The organism is Kitasatospora sp. NPDC029312 (assembly GCF_055569215.1).
Map to the genome: position 1 here is coordinate 1 of NZ_JBVHXY010000027.1, position 18,007 is coordinate 18,007.

Annotated in this window: 16 protein-coding genes; 6 read left to right on the forward strand and 10 right to left on the reverse strand. The window is 72.6% G+C overall.

The features are described 5' to 3' along the window. A partial coding sequence (locus ACZ4WV_RS22050; RefSeq protein WP_465749222.1) for a transposase occupies nucleotides 1–261 on the forward strand: 261 nt, incomplete at its 5' end. 503 nt (nucleotides 262–764) lie between these two features. Further along, nucleotides 765–2,510: a glycosyl hydrolase family 18 protein gene (locus tag ACZ4WV_RS22055; protein WP_465749224.1), complete on the forward strand. Its 1,746-nt coding sequence runs from the start codon at nucleotides 765–767 to the stop codon at nucleotides 2,508–2,510. Between the two features lie 88 nt (nucleotides 2,511–2,598). Here ACZ4WV_RS22055 and ACZ4WV_RS22060 read toward each other — a convergent pair whose 3' ends face one another. The 7 genes from ACZ4WV_RS22060 to ACZ4WV_RS22090 form a co-directional block, all read right to left on the reverse strand. Continuing rightward, nucleotides 2,599–3,885 (reverse strand): multidrug effflux MFS transporter, encoded by a 1,287-nt coding sequence (locus ACZ4WV_RS22060; protein WP_465749226.1) that lies wholly within the window; start codon nucleotides 3,883–3,885, stop codon nucleotides 2,599–2,601. 248 nt (nucleotides 3,886–4,133) lie between these two features. Then, entirely contained in the window at nucleotides 4,134–4,604 is a 471-nt protein-coding gene (locus tag ACZ4WV_RS22065; RefSeq protein WP_465749228.1) for a hypothetical protein, read from the reverse strand. 364 nt (nucleotides 4,605–4,968) lie between these two features. Continuing rightward, nucleotides 4,969–5,847, reverse strand: a complete 879-nt coding sequence (locus ACZ4WV_RS22070) for an alkaline phosphatase family protein (RefSeq protein WP_465749230.1) — start codon at nucleotides 5,845–5,847, stop codon at nucleotides 4,969–4,971. Nucleotides 5,848–6,252: 405 nt separating this feature from the next. After that, nucleotides 6,253–6,627: a hypothetical protein gene (locus ACZ4WV_RS22075; protein ID WP_465749232.1), complete on the reverse strand. Its 375-nt coding sequence runs from the start codon at nucleotides 6,625–6,627 to the stop codon at nucleotides 6,253–6,255. Nucleotides 6,628–6,745: 118 nt separating this feature from the next. Beyond that, nucleotides 6,746–7,933 carry an acyl-CoA dehydrogenase family protein gene (locus tag ACZ4WV_RS22080; RefSeq protein WP_465749234.1) on the reverse strand — a complete coding sequence of 396 codons (1,188 nt, stop codon included), beginning with the start codon at nucleotides 7,931–7,933 and terminating at the stop codon, nucleotides 6,746–6,748. A gap of 160 nt (nucleotides 7,934–8,093) precedes the next feature. Then, nucleotides 8,094–8,402 carry an AzlD domain-containing protein gene (locus ACZ4WV_RS22085; RefSeq protein ID WP_465749411.1) on the reverse strand — a complete coding sequence of 103 codons (309 nt, stop codon included), beginning with the start codon at nucleotides 8,400–8,402 and terminating at the stop codon, nucleotides 8,094–8,096. Continuing rightward, nucleotides 8,402–9,241 carry an AzlC family ABC transporter permease gene (locus ACZ4WV_RS22090; RefSeq protein ID WP_465749236.1) on the reverse strand — a complete coding sequence of 280 codons (840 nt, stop codon included), beginning with the start codon at nucleotides 9,239–9,241 and terminating at the stop codon, nucleotides 8,402–8,404. The genes ACZ4WV_RS22085 and ACZ4WV_RS22090 overlap by 1 nt, the downstream gene beginning before the upstream one ends. 151 nt (nucleotides 9,242–9,392) lie before the next feature. On the opposite strand from ACZ4WV_RS22090, the gene ACZ4WV_RS22095 reads away from it, so the two are divergent. After that, a complete protein-coding gene (locus tag ACZ4WV_RS22095; protein ID WP_465749238.1) occupies nucleotides 9,393–9,983 on the forward strand; it encodes a helix-turn-helix domain-containing protein in 591 nt (196 codons plus the stop codon). Nucleotides 9,984–10,091: 108 nt separating this feature from the next. Here the strand turns inward: ACZ4WV_RS22095 and ACZ4WV_RS22100 are convergent, their stop codons facing one another. Next, the gene (locus tag ACZ4WV_RS22100) at nucleotides 10,092–12,041 is read right to left on the reverse strand and encodes a cholesterol oxidase substrate-binding domain-containing protein (protein ID WP_465749240.1); all 1,950 of its coding nucleotides are present in this window, start codon (nucleotides 12,039–12,041) and stop codon (nucleotides 10,092–10,094) included. A gap of 519 nt (nucleotides 12,042–12,560) precedes the next feature. Here ACZ4WV_RS22100 and ACZ4WV_RS22105 point away from each other — a divergent pair. Further along, on the forward strand, nucleotides 12,561–13,967 hold the full coding sequence (locus ACZ4WV_RS22105) for a class II fumarate hydratase (protein ID WP_465749413.1): 1,407 nt from the start codon (nucleotides 12,561–12,563) through the stop codon (nucleotides 13,965–13,967). A 91-nt stretch (nucleotides 13,968–14,058) separates the two neighbouring features. Here the strand turns inward: ACZ4WV_RS22105 and ACZ4WV_RS22110 are convergent, their stop codons facing one another. After that, the gene (locus ACZ4WV_RS22110; RefSeq protein WP_465749242.1) at nucleotides 14,059–14,538 is read right to left on the reverse strand and encodes an SPW repeat protein; all 480 of its coding nucleotides are present in this window, start codon (nucleotides 14,536–14,538) and stop codon (nucleotides 14,059–14,061) included. 188 nt (nucleotides 14,539–14,726) lie between these two features. On the opposite strand from ACZ4WV_RS22110, the gene ACZ4WV_RS22115 reads away from it, so the two are divergent. Both ACZ4WV_RS22115 and ACZ4WV_RS22120 read left to right on the forward strand, forming a co-directional pair. Beyond that, complete coding sequence (locus ACZ4WV_RS22115) at nucleotides 14,727–15,275, forward strand: PadR family transcriptional regulator (protein ID WP_465749244.1); 549 nt, start codon at nucleotides 14,727–14,729, stop codon at nucleotides 15,273–15,275. 87 nt (nucleotides 15,276–15,362) lie between these two features. Further along, nucleotides 15,363–17,066 (forward strand): acyl-CoA dehydrogenase family protein, encoded by a 1,704-nt coding sequence (locus ACZ4WV_RS22120; RefSeq protein ID WP_465749246.1) that lies wholly within the window; start codon nucleotides 15,363–15,365, stop codon nucleotides 17,064–17,066. 109 nt (nucleotides 17,067–17,175) lie between these two features. Here the strand turns inward: ACZ4WV_RS22120 and ACZ4WV_RS22125 are convergent, their stop codons facing one another. Next, nucleotides 17,176–17,871 carry a response regulator gene (locus ACZ4WV_RS22125; protein WP_465749248.1) on the reverse strand — a complete coding sequence of 232 codons (696 nt, stop codon included), beginning with the start codon at nucleotides 17,869–17,871 and terminating at the stop codon, nucleotides 17,176–17,178. Nucleotides 17,872–18,007: the final 136 nt, after the last annotated feature.

The following is an 18,007-nucleotide window of genomic DNA, read 5'->3' on the forward strand; positions in this document are numbered from 1 at the left end:
AAGATCCGCGCCTACCTGCGCCGACGCGGCATCCCGCACACCATCCCCGAACGCGCCGACCAGAACCTGAATCGCCTCAACCGCGGCTCGCGCGGAGGCCGGCCACCCGGCTTCGACCGCACCGCCTACCGGCTCCGCAACGTCGTCGAACGCTGCTTTAACCGCCTCAAGCAATGGCGCGGCCTTGCCACCCGCTACGACAAGACCCGCGAGTCCTACCAGGCTGCCGTCACCATCGCCTCAATTCTGCTCTGGATCTGATCTTTGAAGACGGTCCCTAGGCGCCCTCGCCCCCGCCCGTGCCCCCTGAGTCCTCCAGCCCCCCGAACCGCCCGGCGTCCTGAGCGCCGGGCAGCCGTGGCCGCGCCCCGCCCGCCGGGTGCGCGGCCACCGGCGTTTCCGGCCATCGGCCGCCTTCAGCGATCCAGGCCGTATGCTGACGAACAGTTAGGACCCTTGACAGACTAGTGGTCTAGTCCAACCATATGCATGTCGATCCGACCGGGATGCACTGTGGGGGTGTGACCACCGGCGGCTGAGGCACCACCCTGCCCTGCTCCGCTCCGCCCCCGCTCCGTACGGCGTGCGCACGTTCGCACCGTCGCCCGCCTCCACGCGAGTCGGTGGCCCCGCGCACCCCAGTGTCCGCATCCGCACCGAAAGCCGGACCCGGACCCGCGCGGCCGACCCCACACGGCCGCCGACGCCCGGGCCCGCGCCCGACCTCCCCAACGCCCTGCCCCACCACGCCTGTTGGAGAACCCATGCGTCTACGCAGAGCTGTCCAGGCCGCACTGACGACCTGCGCCACCTTGGCCGCCTCGACCGGACTGGTCGCCGCCGGAGCGGCCCACGCCCAGGCCGCCACCCCGCTCCCCAACCGGATGTTCGCCCCCTACTTCGAGGCCTGGACGGGCCAGAGCCCCGCCACCCTGGCCGCGCAGTCCGGCGCCAAGTACCTCACCATGGCCTTCCTGCAGGCCGCCACCAAGGGCTCCTGCACGCCGTACTGGAACGGCGACACGTCGATGCCGGTCTCCTCCGCGACCTTCGGCTCCGACATCGCCGCCATCCGGGCCAACGGCGGGGACGTCATCCCCTCCTTCGGCGGCTACACCGCCGACAACACCGGCACCGAACTGGCCGACAGCTGCACCGACGTCAACCAGATCGCGGCCGCCTACGAGAACCTCGTCACCACCTACGACATCAGCCGGATCGACCTCGACATCGAGGACAACTCGCTGACCAACACGGCCGGGATCGACCGCCGCAACAAGGCCATCAAGCTCGTGCAGGACTGGGCCGCCGCCAACGGCCGCAACGTCCAGTTCTCCTACACCCTGCCGACCACGACCAGCGGGCTGGCCGCCAGCGGCCTCGCGGTGCTGAAGAGCGCCGTCAGCAACAACGCGCGGATCGACGTCGTCAACATGATGACCTTCGACTACTACGACGGCGCCACCCACGACATGGCGGCCGACACCCAGACCTCCGCGCAGGGCCTGTACAACCAGTTGGCCAAGCTCTACCCGTCCAAGACCCCGGCGCAGCTGTGGGGTTCGATCGGGATCACCGAGATGGTCGGCATCGACGACTACGGCGCGGCCGAGACCTTCACGGTGGCGAACGCCACCACGGTCTACAACTGGGCGGTGTCGAAGGGCATCAACACCCTGTCGTTCTGGGCCCTCCAGCGCGACAACGGCGGCTGCCCGGGCAAGGGCGGCGACGACTCCTGCTCCGGCATCAGCCAGAACACCTGGGACTTCACCCACACCTTCGCGCCGTTCACCAGCGGCTCGACGGCGACCAATGACTTCTCGGTCGCCCTGAGCCCCAACTCGGCCTCGGTCAAGCCCGGCTCGTCGACGTCCGCGAGCATCGCGACGGCTGTGACGGCGGGCTCGGCGCAGAGCCTGAGCCTCTCGGTGAGCGGCGCCCCGGCGGGGGTGAGCGCCAGCGTCAGCCCCGGCAGCGTCACCGCGGGCGGCAGCGCCACGCTCACCGTCGCCACCACCTCCGCCGCCGCGCCGGGCACCTACCCGCTGACCGTCACCGCCACCGGGCCTTCCGGCAGCCGCAGCGCGAGCTTCTCGCTGACCATCACCGGGACCACCGCGCCCACCGGCCTGGTCAACGGAGACCTGGAGACCGGCAGCCTGGCCCCCTGGACCTGCCAGAGCGGCGGCGGCGTGGTCTCCAGCCCGGTGCACGCGGGCTCCCACGCCCTCGAGGCAGCGGCCGGCGCGAGCCAGACCGGCGAGTGCTCGCAGAGCGTGACCCTGAAGCCCAACACCAGCTACACGCTGAGCGGCTGGGTGCAGGGCAGCTACGCCTACATCGGCGTCAGCGGCGGCGCCACCGCCAGCACCTGGACCCCGGGGTCGTCGGGCTGGACCAAGCTGTCCGTCCCCTTCACCACCGGCGCGTCCGGCGCCGTGACGGTGTACCTGCACGGCTGGTACGGACAGGGCAGTGTCTACGGGGACGACTTCTCGATCGGCTGACGGCGCGGCTGACGGCTGAGAGTGAGCTGGTAACAGATGACAGCCGACAGATTTCAACATCTGTTATCTGAAATCTGTTAGCTGTCATCTATCGGCCGTCCGCCCGCCGGCACATCGTCCCGTACGCCACCAGCGCCAGCGTCCCGCACGCCAGCACCACCACTGCCAGCAGCACGGCCGACGGCCGGCCGCCGAGGCTGCTCAGCGGCGCGACCAGCGCGCCGCACAGGAAGTTGCCGGTGCCCAGCAGCGCCGAGGCCGTCCCCGCGACCTGCGGCTCGACCTGGCTCAACGCCTGCGCCGCCGTGTTCGGCAGGACCACGCCGAGGCTGCCCATCAACACGAACAGCGGCACGCAGAACCCGAGCAGCCCGAAGTCCCACACCGCCGTCAGCAGAACCAGCGCCACCCCGGCCGCCACCACCGCGGCGAGCCCGCCCAGCATCAGCGCCCGCGCCGTGAAGCGCGCGGCCAGCACCCGCCCGTTCAACTGGGTCACGACCACGATCGACAGCGAGTTCAGCCCGAACAGCAGGCTGTAGGTCTGCGGCGAGACCTGGTACACCTGCTGCAGCACTGTCGACGACCCGCTGATGTAGCCGAACAGTGCGCCGAAGGACAGCGAACTGGTCAACGCCAGCCCCAGGAAGGGCAGTCGGCGCAGTAGCCGCCCGATGGTGCGCAGCGCCGCGCCCACCCCGCCGCCGTCCCGGACCTGTGGCGGCAGCGTCTCGCGCAGCGCACCGAACGCGGCCAGGGCGAGCAGTAGGCCGAGTGCCGTCAGTGCGCCGAAGGTGCCGCGCCACGAGGTGAACCGCATCAGCTGCGCGCCGATGATCGGGGCGAGGATCGGCGCCAGTCCGGATATCAGCGCGATCGAGGCGAGGAAGCGCAGCATCGCCACGCCCTGGAAGCGGTCCCGGGCGACGGCCCGTCCGATGACCAGTCCGGCCGAGCCCGCCGCGCCCTGGACGAAGCGGGCGGCGATCAGCACCGCCAGGTTCGGTGCGAGCACGCACACGACGCTCGACACGGTGTAGACGACCAGTCCCACGAGCAGCGGTCGGCGGCGCCCGAAGCGGTCGCTGAGCGGTCCGAACAGCAGCTGACCGGCCGCGACCCCGAACATCGAGAAGGTGAGGGTGAGTTGGACGGCCGCGGCTTGGGCCGACAGGTCCTCGGCGATCGCGGGCAGGCCGGGGAGGTAGAGGTCGGTGGTGAGCGGGCCGAGCGCGGTGAGGCCGCCCAGGACGGCGATCGTCGTCCGGCCGGCGCCGGCCCGGCCGATGACGGAGGAGGTACCGGGCGAGGTGCCGGGCGGGGCGGCGGGGGCGGTCGACGTTTCGTCGGCGGGGCCGACGGTCGGTCCGGGCATGGCTCTCCTCGGGGGCGCGATGACTGGGATTCGTTCGCGGTCCGTCCTATCGCAGCCCGGCGGGGAGAGGACGGCAAGGGTGCGCCCGGGCGGATGCCCCCCGCCGGCCGATCGCCACACGACTTCTCGCGCAATGCGGCTCGTGCGGCGCGCACGACGACGGCCCGCCCGCACCTTCCGGTGCTCGGCGGGCCGTTTTGCTCCCTGGTCGGGACGGCTGATCCGGGGCCAGTGCCCTGTCAGTGACCTCAGTGCTTGGCGACGTGCTCGGCTCGAAGGGCCGCCTGCAGTGTCGCGCCGTCCTGCCACGCGTAGAGCTGGTTGCCGGTGAGGGTCACGTTGTAGTGCCCGCAGGTGCCGGACACCTTGGTCGCGATGTCCTCCGGGAACCAGCCGGCCCTGAGCGAGGCCGGCATCGGGTGCGGGCCCTTGCCCGGCAGTCCTGTGGTGCAGCCGGCGGGCAGCCGGCCCTCGGGGAGGGTGGCGCGCAGCAGGCGGTCGTCCCCCTTGGTGGACATCAGGTACTTCACCGAGGAGGCGTTGTCGGGCAGCCAGGACGGCATCGAGCGGCGGTCGGCCTTGGCCTGGGAGCCGCTCTCGTACGAGGCCTGCTCCTGGTGCCGCCCGTCCCACCACTCGGACACGCGCGGGCCGATTGCCACGGTCGCCACGGCGACGGCCATGCCGGTGCCTGCGACTCCCAGCGCGACCTTGCTCACGATGCCCTTCATTGTCCGACTGCCCTCTCCGTGTCCGTGCCGATGTGTCGGTTCCCGGTGGGCCGTCACCGGCCCCTGCGGGGCCCTCCGGCGGAGTTGTCCGCCGTCCGGGTGTACCTATCGTGGCCCGGGCGGCACCGTCGGTTCGTCACCACGAGGTCGTGACCTCACACCCGACCCACGGGGTACGGTCTCCACCTTCCGGCGTATGTCCGGCCGCCCGGCCCCTGGGGTACCTGCGGTTTCGGGCCCCGATCGAGCCTGACCCGGTCGCGGTCCCACCGCAGCCCCGGGTGCTGCACTCGGAGCACGCGTGACCCCGGGAGGCCCGCCGGACGGGCCGGCCGGACGGCGCGGCGGCGGGTCAGGACAGCGCGGGCACCGGCCGGGCCACCGGGAAGGGCCGCCCGTCGAGGGTCCAGTGCGGGTCGATGGGGCGCAGCAAGGAGGCGTACACCTGGGCGGCGACGTCGGGGTGGCGGATCTCCCCGGTGGGCGGTCCGGCGGGGATGTCGTGGCCGGCGCAGGCGATCCAGGCGGTCCGTTCCTCGAGGCTGCGGCCGCCGTGGCCGCCGGCGTCGACGTGTCCGTGGTCGGTGACGACGATGACGGTCCACTGTTCCTCGGCGTGGGTCGCCCGACCGCGGACGGCGTCGAGCAGTCGGCCGAGGCGTTCGTCGGCGGTGCACATCGAGGCGCGGTACTCCTCGCCGCAGCCGAGGAAGTGGGCGGTCTCGTCGACGGCGCCAAGGTAGACGAAGGAGGCCTCGGGGTCGGCGGTGGAGAGGACGTGCACGGCCTCGCGGGTGACTTCCTCGTCGACGGTCTCCCAGGCCTCGGGGGTGTCCTCGGCCGGGGCGATGTACGAGAGCCTGCCGGGGGCGCGGAACAGCGGGCCGCCGGACTCGTTGATCATCAGCGGGTCCCAGCCGGCGGCGACGAAGGTGCGGCGGCGGTCGCCGCGGTTGAGGCGGGTGGCGAAGTCGGGGAAGACGTCCAGCCGGTTGCCGCCCAGGTGGTTGCCCCAGACGCCGTGCTTGGCGGGCTCCACGCCGGTCACGATGGTGGCCCAGCAGGGTCCGGACATGGTGGGCGTGGTGTCCGCGACGGTGACCGGCACCAGGAACCCGGCCTCGGCGACCTCCTGGAGACGCGGCATCGCCGCCTCGGCCAGGTAGTCGTGGCGCACTCCGTCGATTCCGACGACGAGGACGCGGGGACGGGGCCACTGGGCTGTGGACATGGCGGGGCTTCCTCTCGGTCGTGGGCACCCGGCAGCGCCCGCCGAGGGCGCCGCCGACCGCGCCATGTTTCACGGCCCGCCGTACCGCACGGCATCGCGGTGTCGAACGGCGGGTGTCCGGGAGGTGTCGGGAGGTCGCCGCCTGAAGACTTCGGCGCCCCGGTGCTCCGGGCGTCAGCCGTCCGTCGGCGGACGGACGAAGCGGCGGTCGGCCTCGGCGAGTTCGGTGGCCGGGTCGGCTGCCCGCAGCACCACCGCCCGGTCAGGACGGCGGTGGCCAGGCCGCGCCGGGCGGCGGCCTCGACGAGCAGGGCGGTGGTGTTGCGGGCAGCCAGCCGGAGGTGAGCAGCACGCGCTCCCCTTCGACTGCCGCAACCGCCGCAACCGCCGCGTCCGCAGGTGCCCTCACGGCTGGGGTCGGAACTCGTGGACGACCTCGATCCGGCCGACGATGTGCCGGTTGAGCTCCGCCAACTCGTCGGCGGGCACCCAGAGTTCGAGGATGGTCCGGCCGCCGGCCTGCTGCACGGGGTAGCGGGCGAGGAAGTCGCTCTCGACCTCGAAGCGCGTGACGTAGCCGACGCCGGAGGCGGGCACGTTCCAGTCGCGGGCGATCCGGATCGCGTAGTCCTCGTTGAGGACGGGGTAGAAGATCGGCTGCTCGGGCAGCCGGGGCGGCCAGGCGCGCCAGTCGGCGGCCTCGACCAGCGCCAGCTCCTCGGGGCCGGTGGGGCGCCAGAGGGTGGTGGTCGGGGGCGTCGGGGTGGTCTGGCCGTTCATGGCGGGAACGGTAGCCGGGCCGGGCGGGGCCCGGCCACCGGATTTCCGCTGGTCGTCGGGGCGAACGGACCGTAAGAGAGGCATACGGGAGTACGGCCTGTGCGGGCTGTGCCGGCCGTCAGCGGTACGCGGACTCGCCGGTGATGGCCTCGCCGAGGACCAGGGTGTGGATCTCGCTGGTGCCCTCGTAGGTGAGCACCGACTCCAGGTTGTTGGCGTGCCGCAGCACCGGGTATTCGGTCGTGATGCCGTTCGCGCCGAGGACGGTCCGGGCGCTGCGGGCGATCTCCAGGGCGGTGCGGACGTTGTTGAGCTTGCCGAAGCTGATGTGCGGCGGGCGGGCCGCGCCCTCCTCCTTCAGCCGGCCGATCCGCAGGGCCACCAGATAGGCCTTCTCGACCTCGAGCATCATCTCGACCAGCTTCTGCTGGGTGAGCTGGAAGCCGGCGATCGGGCGGTCGAACTGGATCCGGGTCCTGGCGTAGTCGAGGGCGGCGGTGTAGCAGTCGCGGGCGGCGCCGACGGTGCCCCAGAGGATGCCGTAGCGGGCCTCGTTGAGGGAGGAGAGCGGTCCGCGCAAGCCGGCGACGCCGGGCAGGACGGCGTCGGCGGGCAGTACCACCTCGTCGAAGGCGAGCTCGCTGGTGACCGAGGCCCGCAGGGAGAGCTTGCCGTGCACGTCGGTGGCGGTCAGGCCGGGGGTGCCGCGCTCGACCAGGAAGCCGCGCACGCCCTCCTCGGTCTGCGCCCAGACCACGGCGACGTCGGCGATGCTGCCGTTGGTGATCCACATCTTGCTGCCGGACAGCACCCAGTCGCCGCCCTTGCCGCCCTTCCGGACCGCCCGGGTGCGCATGTTGGCCGGGTCCGAGCCGAAGTCGGGCTCGGTGAGGCCGAAGCAGCCGATCAGCTCGCCGGCCGCCATGCCGGGCAGCCAGCGCTGCTTCTGCTCCTCGGAGCCGAAGGCGTGGATCGAACGCATCGCGAGCGAGCCCTGGACCGAGACAAAGCTGCGCAGGCCGGAGTCGGCGGCCTCCAGTTCCATGCACGCGACGCCGTAGGCCACGGCGTCGGCCCCCGCGCAACCGTAGCCGTCGAGGTGCATGCCGAGCACACCGAGGGCGCCGAGTTCGGGGGCGAGTTCACGAGCCGGGAAGACGCCGCGCTCGAACCAGTCGCCGATGTGCGGGCGGATCCGGTCCTCGGTGAACTTGCGGACGGTGTCACGGATCAGCCGCTCCTCCTCGGAGAGGAGGTCACCGACGGCGAGCAGGTCGGACGGGTCGATCCGGGGCGGCTTCGTCATTGAAGCTCCTTGTATTCTCGGCGCAATACCGGGGAGTATCCCGCAATCGGCCCGACGGCGGATGAGCGCGAAGGCGTGAGGAAGGCGACACGGGTCAGCGAGGGCACAGGAGACCGGGGCACGGGACACCGGAGCACGGGCGAGCCGCCGCCCACGGCTTTCACGCCACCGCACACAGCCGCAGCAGCGCGGTGGTGGCCGCGCCCGCGACGACCACGGCCGGGAACGGGGCCCGGCGCCAGGCGAGCACCCCGGCGACCAGGACACCCGCCGGACGCGCCCACCCGGCGAAGCCGTGGCCCTGGGTGAGCGCGCCGGTCGCCACCAGGGCGACCAGCAGCACCGCCGCGGCGACGGCCAGCAGGTGCCGCAGCCGCTCCGAGAGCGCGAGCCGGTGTCCGAGCAGCGGCCCGACGATCCGGTAGGCGTACGTCCCGGCCGCCAGCAGCAGGATGGCGTAGAACGGCATCATCGGGCCTCCTCCTTCACGGCTTCAGCGGCCGTCACCTCGCGCCCGGCCGACGCGGCGGACCCCGCCGGCCCTGCGAATCCGGCAGCCGACCCCGCCGGCCCAGTGGAACCGGCGGACCCGGTGGACCCGGCGGCCCCGACCGGCCCGGTGGGCTCAGCCTCCGCCCCAGTCCCCGGCCGGCCGGCGAACAGCAGCCCGACCAGGGCCAGCAGCACCGGCAGCCCGGCCGGGACGTACGGCGTCGCCGCGACGGCCACGACCGCGCCCACCAGGGCCGCCGTACGGGTCCGGCGGTCCGCCAGCGAGGGCAGCACCAGCGCGAGCAGCACCGCCGGGAAGGCCGCGTCCAGGCCCACTGCGTCCGTGTCCCCGATCAGCCCGCCCGCGAGTGCCCCGAGCACCACCGAGAGGTTCCACACCACGAACAGTCCGACGCCGCAGATCCAGTAGACCGCCCGGCGCCGGCGCGGGTCACGCTGCTGGATCGCGAACGCGGCGGATTCGTCGGTGAGCAGCTGAGCGCCCAACAGCCGCTGCCACCAGGGGCCTTGGAGCACGTCATTGACGGCGAACCCGAACGGCAGCAGCCGGGCGTTGAGCACCAGGCCGGTGGCGACGGCGGCGAGCGCGCCGCCACCGGAGAGCACCACGCCGACGGCCGCGAACTGCGAGCCGCCCGCGAAGACGAGGACGGAGAGGGCGATCGGCACCCAGAGGGGCAGGCCGCCGGACACGCTGATCGCGCCGAAGGAGGCGCCGACCAGGGCGTCGGCGAGGCAGACCAGGGCGATGTCACGAAGCGTGGCACGCTCCAGGGTTCGGAGAAGCGAACGCATGTCCACCAGACTGAACCCCGACCCAGTCGTTCGTCAAGGCGAACGAACCGTCCGACAGGGCGAACGGCTACCGCTCGCCGGCCGCCGTGGCAGCATGAACGACACCAACCACCGAATCCGAGGGAGCCGGAAGAAAGCGTGAGTGGCGAGCATGAGTGACCAGACCGCCCAGCCCGCAGGCGTCAACGGGCCCGGCACGGAGCTGATCGGCCAGATCGCCGCCTCCCTCCGGCGCGAACGCGAACGCAGCGGGCTGTCGATGACTGAGCTGGCCCGGCGCGCGGGCATCGCCAAGTCGACGCTGTCGCAGCTGGAGTCCGGCGCGGGCAACCCCAGCGTGGAGACGCTGTGGGCCCTCGGGGTCGCGCTCAACGTGCCGTTCAGCCGGCTGGTCGACCCGCCGCGCCCGACTGTCAAGGTGCTTCGGGCCGGAGAGGGCCCGGTGACCCACTCCGAGCAGGCCAACTACGCGGCCACCGTGCTGGCCTCCTGCCCGCCGAACGCCCGGCGCGACATCTACCGGATCGAGGCCCAGCCGGGCGAGACCCGCGCCTCCGACCCCCACATGCCCGGCACCGTCGAGCACGTGATGATCGGGTCCGGCCGGGCTCTGGTCGGCCCCGCCGAGGCGCCGGTCGAGCTGGGCCCGGGCGACTACATCAGCTACCCCGGCGACGCCCCGCACGTGTTCCGCGCGCTCGCCCCGGACACCCTCGCGGTGATCGTGATGGAGCACATCTGACGGCCGGGCGGACCAGGCGGCCAGCCAGTCGTCCGGCGGTCCGGCAGTCCGACTGGCTGGTTGGCCGGCAGGCCGGCTGGCCGGGTGGCCGAGGGCCTTCCCGGCCGTCTACCGCAACAGCCCGTCCAGGAACGGGTTCCCGAACACCCGGTGCGGGTCGTACCGGTCCAGCACGGCGACCGCCTCGTCCCAGCCCGGCCCGCCGCCGGCGCGCAGGCTGTCCGGGATGACCCGGCCGATCAGGTCCGGGTCGGACCAGGCGGCCTCGGCGGTGTAGGCCCAGCCCTTGGACCACTCGACCCGCACGCCCGCCCGGGTGCCGTCGAAGGTGCGCAGCAGCCACTGCTCGAGGTCGCGGGCGAAGCGTTCCAGGCCGGGGGTGCCCGGGAAGGCGAGCACGTCGAGCCAGATCGCGGTGTCCCAGTTCGGCCGGTCGGCCCGGGGTCGTAGCGCGGAGAGCAGCGGGGGCCGGGCACCGGGGACGCCCGAGTACGCGGGATCGTCCAGGCCGGTGACCCGGATCTCCACCGCGCCGTTCACCGGGAACTCGCCCCGGGCCTGGTATTCGCCGAGCAGTTTCCGGTACTGGGCGGCGAATTCGCTGACCACCCACTGCAGGTCGGCGCGCTCGGCCAGGATGGCGTAGCCGTTGGCGGTGACCCGCAGGGTGGTGGGCCGGACGTACTGCAGCAGGGTGCGCGAGGGGCCCCAGAGGTCGGAGCGCAGGCCTCCGGCGAGCAGGTGGGTGATGAGGTCACCGGTGAGCAGGTCGCGCAGCAGTCCGCCGGAGAGCAGGACGTCGGTGAGGTCTCCGGTGAGTGCCACCTTGGCGATGAGGTACTGGAGTTGGCCGAACAGCGTGGCGGATCCCCAGGAGCCGCTGACGATTTGGCCGGCCAGCCGGGCGACCGGTTCCGGAACGTTGTCCGAGAAGGGGTAGTTGTAGGGCTGGTCGACGGCCCGGGAGGCGAGTGGCTTGGTCGGGGTGACGGTCCAGGTCTTGAGCCACGGGTACTCGGTGTAGGCGAACCAGATCGCCTCGACCCGGCCGTCGCGCTCGACGAAGTCGGCGAGGGTGCGCGGACCGCCACCGCCGGGCACACCACCGTCCGGCACTCCACCGCCCATCAGCCCGCCGAGCAGCCCGCCGCCGCTGCTGTCGGCGCCGGGCCGGGCGAACAACTCGGCGGCCGGGATGTCGAGTCGGCTGACGCAGCGCAGCGGCCGGTCGGCCCCGGCTCGCAGCACCACCTCGGTGAGGAAGGCCCGGCCCAGGTGCACCAGGAAGGCGGCGCTGTCGGCCTCGGTGCGGTCGAAGGTGCGCAGCGTGTAGCGGCCGGTGGCTGGGTCGAGGACGACGGCGGTGAGCCGGACGACCTGGTTGCTGACCGAGCCGTAGCCGTGCCCGTCCGGCCGTAGCTCGCCGGCGGCGGGGGCGGCCGTGCCGTGGCCCCCGATGGCGAGCACGCCGCCCACGGTGAGGTCGCCCGGGGCCGGGCAGGCCGTCAGGCCGAGGCCTCGGTCGGCCAGGTGGGCCAGCAGCTCCTCCATGCCGGCGCCGGTCTGCGCCCGGACGGTGGTGGGTGAGTCGGCGGTGAGGGCGGTGAGGTGGCGGCTGGTGTCGAGGAGTAGGACGCGGGCGCTGTCCGGTGTGCCGTTGGCGACGGTGAGCGGCGCCCAGGTGTGCCGGTAGCCGGTGGCGCGCAGCCGCCAGCCGTTGGCGTGTGCCCAGTCGGCGAGCGCCGGGACCTCTTCGGGGGTGCGCGGCGCGCAGGTCCACAGCTGGTCGGTGCGGATCTCGCCGGACCAGTTCTGGAAGATCCGCTGGTAGAGCTCGGTGCCGGCGGGGAGGCCGGGGGGCGGGGGCGTGGCGGCCTCGGCGCTGTCCGGGCCCACGGTGGCGCGCAGCAGCCAGGCGGCGCCGCCGAGTGCGGAGGCGCCGAGCAGTCGCCGCCTGCTCAGGCCGCTCCCACGGCTGGCGGGCTCCCCGTTCGCCCCCTCGCGCCGGGGGCCGCCTACCTCGTCGTCCCCGCGCCGTTGCGTCCGTCCTGTTGCCATCCTGGTCCGCCCCCTCCGCCCCCGTGCCGGCCCCCGGGCCGAGCTGCGGCGCTTCGGGGGGCGGGCCGGTGGTCGCCCGGCTCCGCTCAGGAGCGAGCGTACGAAGGACCGCACGGCCGTCTGGAGCGAACCGACCGGGATCTCACTCCTTCGAGTGATCACGCTGCGGACGGCTGCGGAATCATCCGTGTCCGTAAGGGCCCGGCGGCTCGCGGCGGGACGGGAGTCGCGCGGCGCCGCGAGGGCGGCCGCCGTGTCGTGCTGCCGCCGTGTCGTGCTGCTGCCGCGACGGTCGGTCTCGGGCGGAAATACCCGGGGCCCGCGCGTGGCTGTCATGATCGACAGACCGGCGGATCGACGGACCGACAGAACGCCAGCCCCGCAGGCCGAGAAGCCGACAGGCCAAGAGGCCGAGAGGCCGAGAGGCCGAGAGGCCGACGGCGGGCAGGTCGGGACGGGATCCGCCGACCGGTGACCCGTGACCGGGCCGAGCGGCCCGTACAGGAGGTGCAGCGCGCGATGGGTGACGAGCGGGAGAGGCCGCAGGAGTACCGGGTCGAGCACGACTCGATGGGCGAGGTGCGGGTGCCGGCCGCCGCGAAGTGGCAGGCGCAGACGCAGCGGGCGGTGGAGAACTTCCCGGTGTCCGGCCAGCGGCTGGAGCGCGCGCACATCGCCGCGCTGGCCCGGATCAAGGCGGCCGCGGCCCGGGTGAACGCCCGCCTCGGGGTCCTGGACGAGGAGACGGCCACGGCGATCGCGGCGGCGGCCGAGGAGGTCGCGGAGGGCCGCTGGGACGACCAGTTCCCGGTGGACGTGTTCCAGACCGGCTCCGGCACCTCGTCGAACATGAACGCCAACGAGGTGATCGCCACCCTGGCCGGCGAGCGGCTGGGGCGGCCCGTCCACCCGAACGACCAGGTGAACGCGAGCCAGTCGTCCAATGACGTGTTCCCGTCCTCGATCCACATCGCCGCGAGCGCCGCCGTCACCCACGACCTGATCCCGGCGCTGGAGCACCTGGCGGAGGCGCTGGAGCGCAAGGCCGTCGAGTTCGCGCAGGTGGTCAAGTCGGGCCGCACCCACCTGATGGACGCCACGCCCGTCACCCTCGGCCAGGAGTTCGGCGGTTACGCGGCGCAGGTGCGGCACGGGCGGGAGCGGTTGCTGGCGACGCTCCCGCGGGTCGCCGAGCTGCCGCTCGGCGGCACGGCGGTGGGCACCGGCATCAACACCCCGCCCGGCTTCCCGGCGGCCGTGATCGAGGAGGTGGCCCGGGCCACCGGCCTGCCGCTGACCGAGGCCCGGAACCACTTCGAGGCGCAGGGCGCGCGGGACGCGCTGGTCGAGCTGAGTGGTCAACTGCGCACGGTGGCGGTCGGGTTCACGAAGATCGCGAACGACCTGCGGTGGATGGGATCGGGCCCGCGCACCGGCCTCGGCGAGATCAACCTGCCGGATCTGCAGCCGGGTTCGTCCATCATGCCGGGCAAGGTGAACCCGGTGCTGCCCGAGGTGGTGCTGATGGTCGCCGCCCAGGTGGTGGGCAACGACTCGACGGTTACGCTGGCCGGCGCGAGCGGCAACTTCGAGCTGAACGTGATGCTCCCGGTGATCGCCCGCAACGTGCTGGAGTCGGTGCGGCTGCTGGCCAACAGCGCCCGGCTGCTCGCGGACCGGACGGTGGACGGCATCACCGCCAATGTCGAGCGGGCCAGGGAGTACGCGGAGTCCTCGCCCTCGGTGGTGACGCCGCTGAACCGGTACATCGGGTACGAGGAGGCGGCGAAGGTCGCCAAGCAGGCGCTGGCCGAGCGGAAGACGATCCGTCAGGTGGTGCTGGAGCGTGGGTACGTCGAGCGGGGCGCCCTCACCGAGGAGCAGTTGGACCGGGCGTTGGACGTGCTGCGGATGACGCACCCGTAGCGGCGGGGCCGTCCCTCCCCCGTCCCCGGACGTGCGCCGGGGCGCGGTGGGCTCGCGCCCGCCGTGCCCCGGACACGGGCTGTGGGGAAGGTCAGCCCTTGGCCCGGTCAGCCCGGCCGGCCCGGCCGCGCCGCATCGCCGCTCCGTTCGACGTGATCGTGGCCATCGAGATCGCCGCGAGGCCGAGCAGGAACATCACCGCACCGACGATGACACAGGTGACGATGTTCTTGCCGTGCGCGACGGAGCCCGAGACGGCCCAGGGGGAGATGATCGTCCAGACACCGAGCGCTGCGGCCGCCCAGGCCCGCGCGTGTGTCCGTTCGTAGGCCGAGCCGTAGCCGGCCATCAGCAGGGTGTAGGCCAGACCCACGATCAGGCAGGTCACGGTCAGGGTGCTGAACGCGGTGAAGCCGACGATCCACGGCGATGCCGCGAGGAAGAGGCCGGCCAGAACGGCCAGGGCTTCCACGCCCTGGGCCCGCGGGGTCGAGGTGACCCGCTCGTAGTGCTCCCGGAGTTCGACGATGTCCGGGTGGTGTTCCATGCCGGTCGGCATATGGGTTGCCACCGATACCACCTCCTGTGGTTCCGGACCCTGGAAAAGGGTCGTGCCCCGTACCCATTCTGGCGCTTCTCCATGGTTTTGCACCTGATAGTCGGGAATGACCGATAACCATCGGATCACGCCGGTGACCTGTGTCTCACCACCCCGAAGGCCCATTGCCTATGCAACTCGTTGCATAGCAGGATGCGGGCATGGCACTGGAGCACGCGATCCTCGTCTCGCTACTGGAGCAGCCCGGCTCCGGCTATGAGCTGGCCCGGCGCTTCGACCGCTCCATCGGACGCTTCTGGACCGCCACCCACCAGCAGATCTACCGGGTGCTGCGACGGATGGAGGCGGACGGCTGGATCGCCGCGCAGGAGGTCGCCCAGGACGGCCGGCCCGACAAGAAGGTCTACTCGGCGGCCGGGCCCGGACGCGACGCGCTGGCCGCCTGGCTGCGCGAACCCGTCGAGCCGGAGACCGTTCGGCACGAGCTCGCGGTCAAGATCCGCGCCGCCGCCTTCGACGACCCGGGCGCACTGGTCTCCGAGGTCGAGCGGCACCGCGAGAGCCACGCCGCCCTGCTCGCCCGCTACCTGCACGGCGAGCAGCGGGACTTCCCCGACCTGTGCGCGCTCGACACCCGGCAGGAGCTCCAGCACGTCGTGCTGCGCGGCGGCATCGAGTACGAGCGGATGACCCTCGCCTGGCTGGACGACGTGCTCGCCACGCTGCGCCGCCTCGCCGCCGAAGGCTGACGACCCTCGGCACCCGCTGGGCCACTGCCCGAAGGCCGGCAGCCGTCGGCCGCCACGCCACTCCCCACCCTCGACCCCCGGGAGCCCATGATGCTCTTCAACCCGCGCACCTACGACCCCGCGCAGTTCGACGAGCCGACCCGCCGGCTGCTGCGCGCGACCGTCGACTGGTTCGAGTCCCGCGGCAAGAAGGCGCTCATCGACACCTACATCGACCGCAGCTGGTACGCCGACTTCCTCGAATTCGCGGCGAAGGAGGGCCTGTTCGCGGAGTTCCTGACCCCCGCCGCGGCCGACCCGGCCAAGCGCTGGGACACCGCGCGGATCGCCGAGCTGAACGAGATCCTCGGCTTCTACGGCCTCGGCTACTGGTACACCTGGCAGGTCACCATCCTGGGCCTCGGCCCGGTCTGGCAGAGCGAGAACGAGGCCGTCCGGGCCCGCGCCGCCCGGCTCCTCGCCGAGGGCCACGTGATGGCCTTCGGCCTGTCCGAGCGCGCCCACGGCGCCGACATCTACTCCACCGACATGATCCTCACCCCGGACGGCGAGGGCGGCTTCACCGCGACCGGCTCCAAGTACTACATCGGCAACGGCAACGTCGCCGGCCTGGTCTCGGTCTTCGGCCGCCGCTCGGACGTCGAGGGCCCGGAGGGCTACGTCTTCTTCGCCGCCGACAGCCGCCATGAGGCGTACCACCTGGTCAAGAACGTGGTGAACGCCCAGATGTACGTCAGCGAGTTCCGGCTGGAGGACTACCCGGTCCGCGCCGAGGACGTGCTGCACACCGGCCAGGCCGCCTTCGACGCCGCGCTGAACACCGTCAACGTCGGCAAGTTCAACCTCTGCACCGCCTCGATCGGCATCTGCGAGCACGCGATGTACGAGGCCGTCACGCATGCCCACAACCGGGTGCTGTACGGCCGGAAGGTCACCGACTTCCCGCACGTGCGCCGGGAGTTGACCGATGCGTACGCCCGCCTGGTGGCGATGAAGCTGTTCAGCGCCCGGGCCGTGGACTACTTCCGCACCGCCTCCCCCGAGGACCGCCGCTACCTGCTGTTCAACCCGATGACCAAGATGAAGGTCACCACCGAGGGCGAGAAGGTCATCGACCTGATGTGGGACGTCATCGCGGCCAAGGGCTTCGAGGCGGACACCTACTTCGACAAGGCCGCCAAGGACATCCGCGGCCTGCCGAAGCTGGAGGGCACCGTCCACGTCAACCTGGCGCTGATCCTCAAGTTCATGAGCAACTACCTGTTCGCGCCCGCCGACTACGCCCCCGTGCCGACCCGCCTGGACGCCGCCGACGACGCCTTCCTGTTCCGCCAGGGCCCGGCCCGCGGCCTCGGCGCGATCCGCTTCCACGACTGGCGCGCCGCCTACGACCGCAACGCCCAGCTGCCGAACGTCGCCCGCTTCCGCGAACAGGCCGACGGCTTCTGCCGGCTGCTGCTCGAGCACGCGCCGAGCAAGGAGCAGCAGGCCGACCTGGACTTCCTGCTGGAGATCGGCCAGCTGTTCGCGCTGATCGTCTACGGCCAGCTGGTGCTGGAGCAGGCCGAGCTGACCGGCCTGCCGGCCGACGTGCTGGACCAGGTCTTCGACGCGCTGGTCCGCGACTTCTCCGCGCACGCCACCGAGCTGCACGGCAAGGCCTCGACCACCGAGGAGCAGGCGGCCTGGGCGCTGGCGAACGTGCGCCGCCCGGTCGCGGACGCCGAGCGCGCGGCGAAGGTCTGGGCGCGGGTCGAGGCGCTCTGCGGCGCGTACGAGATGCAGCCGTAGGACCGGACGCACTCACAGGACCCGGGGTGCCGGCCGGCGGGCCGGCCCCCGGGGTCAGCGGCCGCCAGGCCGCTCAGCCGTCCAGGCGGGCTCAGTTTCCCAGGCGGGCTCAGCTGTCCCCGAGCCCCATGTCGCGCGCCCGGGCGACGGCCTCGGCGCGGGTGGCGACGTGCAGCTTCTCGAAGATGTGGGTGACGTGGTTGCGGACGGTCTTCTCCGCGACCACCAGCTCCCGGGCGATCCGCCGGTTGTCGTGGCCGCGCGCGACCAGGTCCAGCACCTCGGCCTCGCGGGCGGTGAGTTCCGGGAAGAGCTGCCCCGCCTCGCGCATCCTCGCCCCGGTGAGCAGGGCCGTGATCCGTCCGGCCACCTCGCCGCCGAACACCGCACCGCCGGCCGCGACGGTACGGACGGCGTGCAGCACCTCCTCCCGTCCGGCGCCCTTGACCAGGTAGCCGCGGGCGCCGGCCTGGAGGGCGGCGAGCAGGTTGCCGTCGTCGTCCGACATGGTCAGCATCAGCACGGGCGGCGCCTGCTCCTGGGCGGAGAGCCGGCGGACGGCCTCCAGTCCGGAGCCGTCCGGCAGCGAGAGGTCCATGATCACCACATGGGGGCGGTTGCGCTCGACCGCCTCCGCCACGTCGGCGACCCGCTCGGCCTCGGCCACCACGAGGACGCCCTCGGCGCTCTCCAGCGCCGCCTTGAGCCCCTCCCGGAAGAGCGGGTGGTCATCGACGATCAGTACACGGACGGACGGGGCCTGGCCCGCCAGGTCCCGGGGTGCCGCCGGCTGCTGTTCATCCACCCGGACGACACTAGCAGCGAGGCTCCCGTGACTTTCCGTGACATGCTCGGAAGGTCGTCCGCACGGCGGGGAGGGGCGGATCGGCTGCGTCCCGCACCGGGTGGGTGACCCCTGCCTCAGGCACCCGGGACGCCGG

Coding starts and splice junctions, on each gene's coding strand:
- ACZ4WV_RS22055 (WP_465749224.1), top strand. CDS start 765: ATGCGTCTACGCAGAGCTGTCCAGGCCGCACTGACGACCTGCGCCACC.
- ACZ4WV_RS22060 (WP_465749226.1), bottom strand. CDS start 3,885: ATGCCCGGACCGACCGTCGGCCCCGCCGACGAAACGTCGACCGCCCCC.
- ACZ4WV_RS22070 (WP_465749230.1), bottom strand. CDS start 5,847: ATGTCCACAGCCCAGTGGCCCCGTCCCCGCGTCCTCGTCGTCGGAATC.
- ACZ4WV_RS22075 (WP_465749232.1), bottom strand. CDS start 6,627: ATGAACGGCCAGACCACCCCGACGCCCCCGACCACCACCCTCTGGCGC.
- ACZ4WV_RS22080 (WP_465749234.1), bottom strand. CDS start 7,933: ATGACGAAGCCGCCCCGGATCGACCCGTCCGACCTGCTCGCCGTCGGT.
- ACZ4WV_RS22085 (WP_465749411.1), bottom strand. CDS start 8,402: ATGCCGTTCTACGCCATCCTGCTGCTGGCGGCCGGGACGTACGCCTAC.
- ACZ4WV_RS22090 (WP_465749236.1), bottom strand. CDS start 9,241: ATGCGTTCGCTTCTCCGAACCCTGGAGCGTGCCACGCTTCGTGACATC.
- ACZ4WV_RS22095 (WP_465749238.1), top strand. CDS start 9,393: ATGAGTGACCAGACCGCCCAGCCCGCAGGCGTCAACGGGCCCGGCACG.
- ACZ4WV_RS22100 (WP_465749240.1), bottom strand. CDS start 12,041: ATGGCAACAGGACGGACGCAACGGCGCGGGGACGACGAGGTAGGCGGC.
- ACZ4WV_RS22105 (WP_465749413.1), top strand. CDS start 12,561: ATGGGTGACGAGCGGGAGAGGCCGCAGGAGTACCGGGTCGAGCACGAC.
- ACZ4WV_RS22115 (WP_465749244.1), top strand. CDS start 14,727: ATGGCACTGGAGCACGCGATCCTCGTCTCGCTACTGGAGCAGCCCGGC.
- ACZ4WV_RS22120 (WP_465749246.1), top strand. CDS start 15,363: ATGATGCTCTTCAACCCGCGCACCTACGACCCCGCGCAGTTCGACGAG.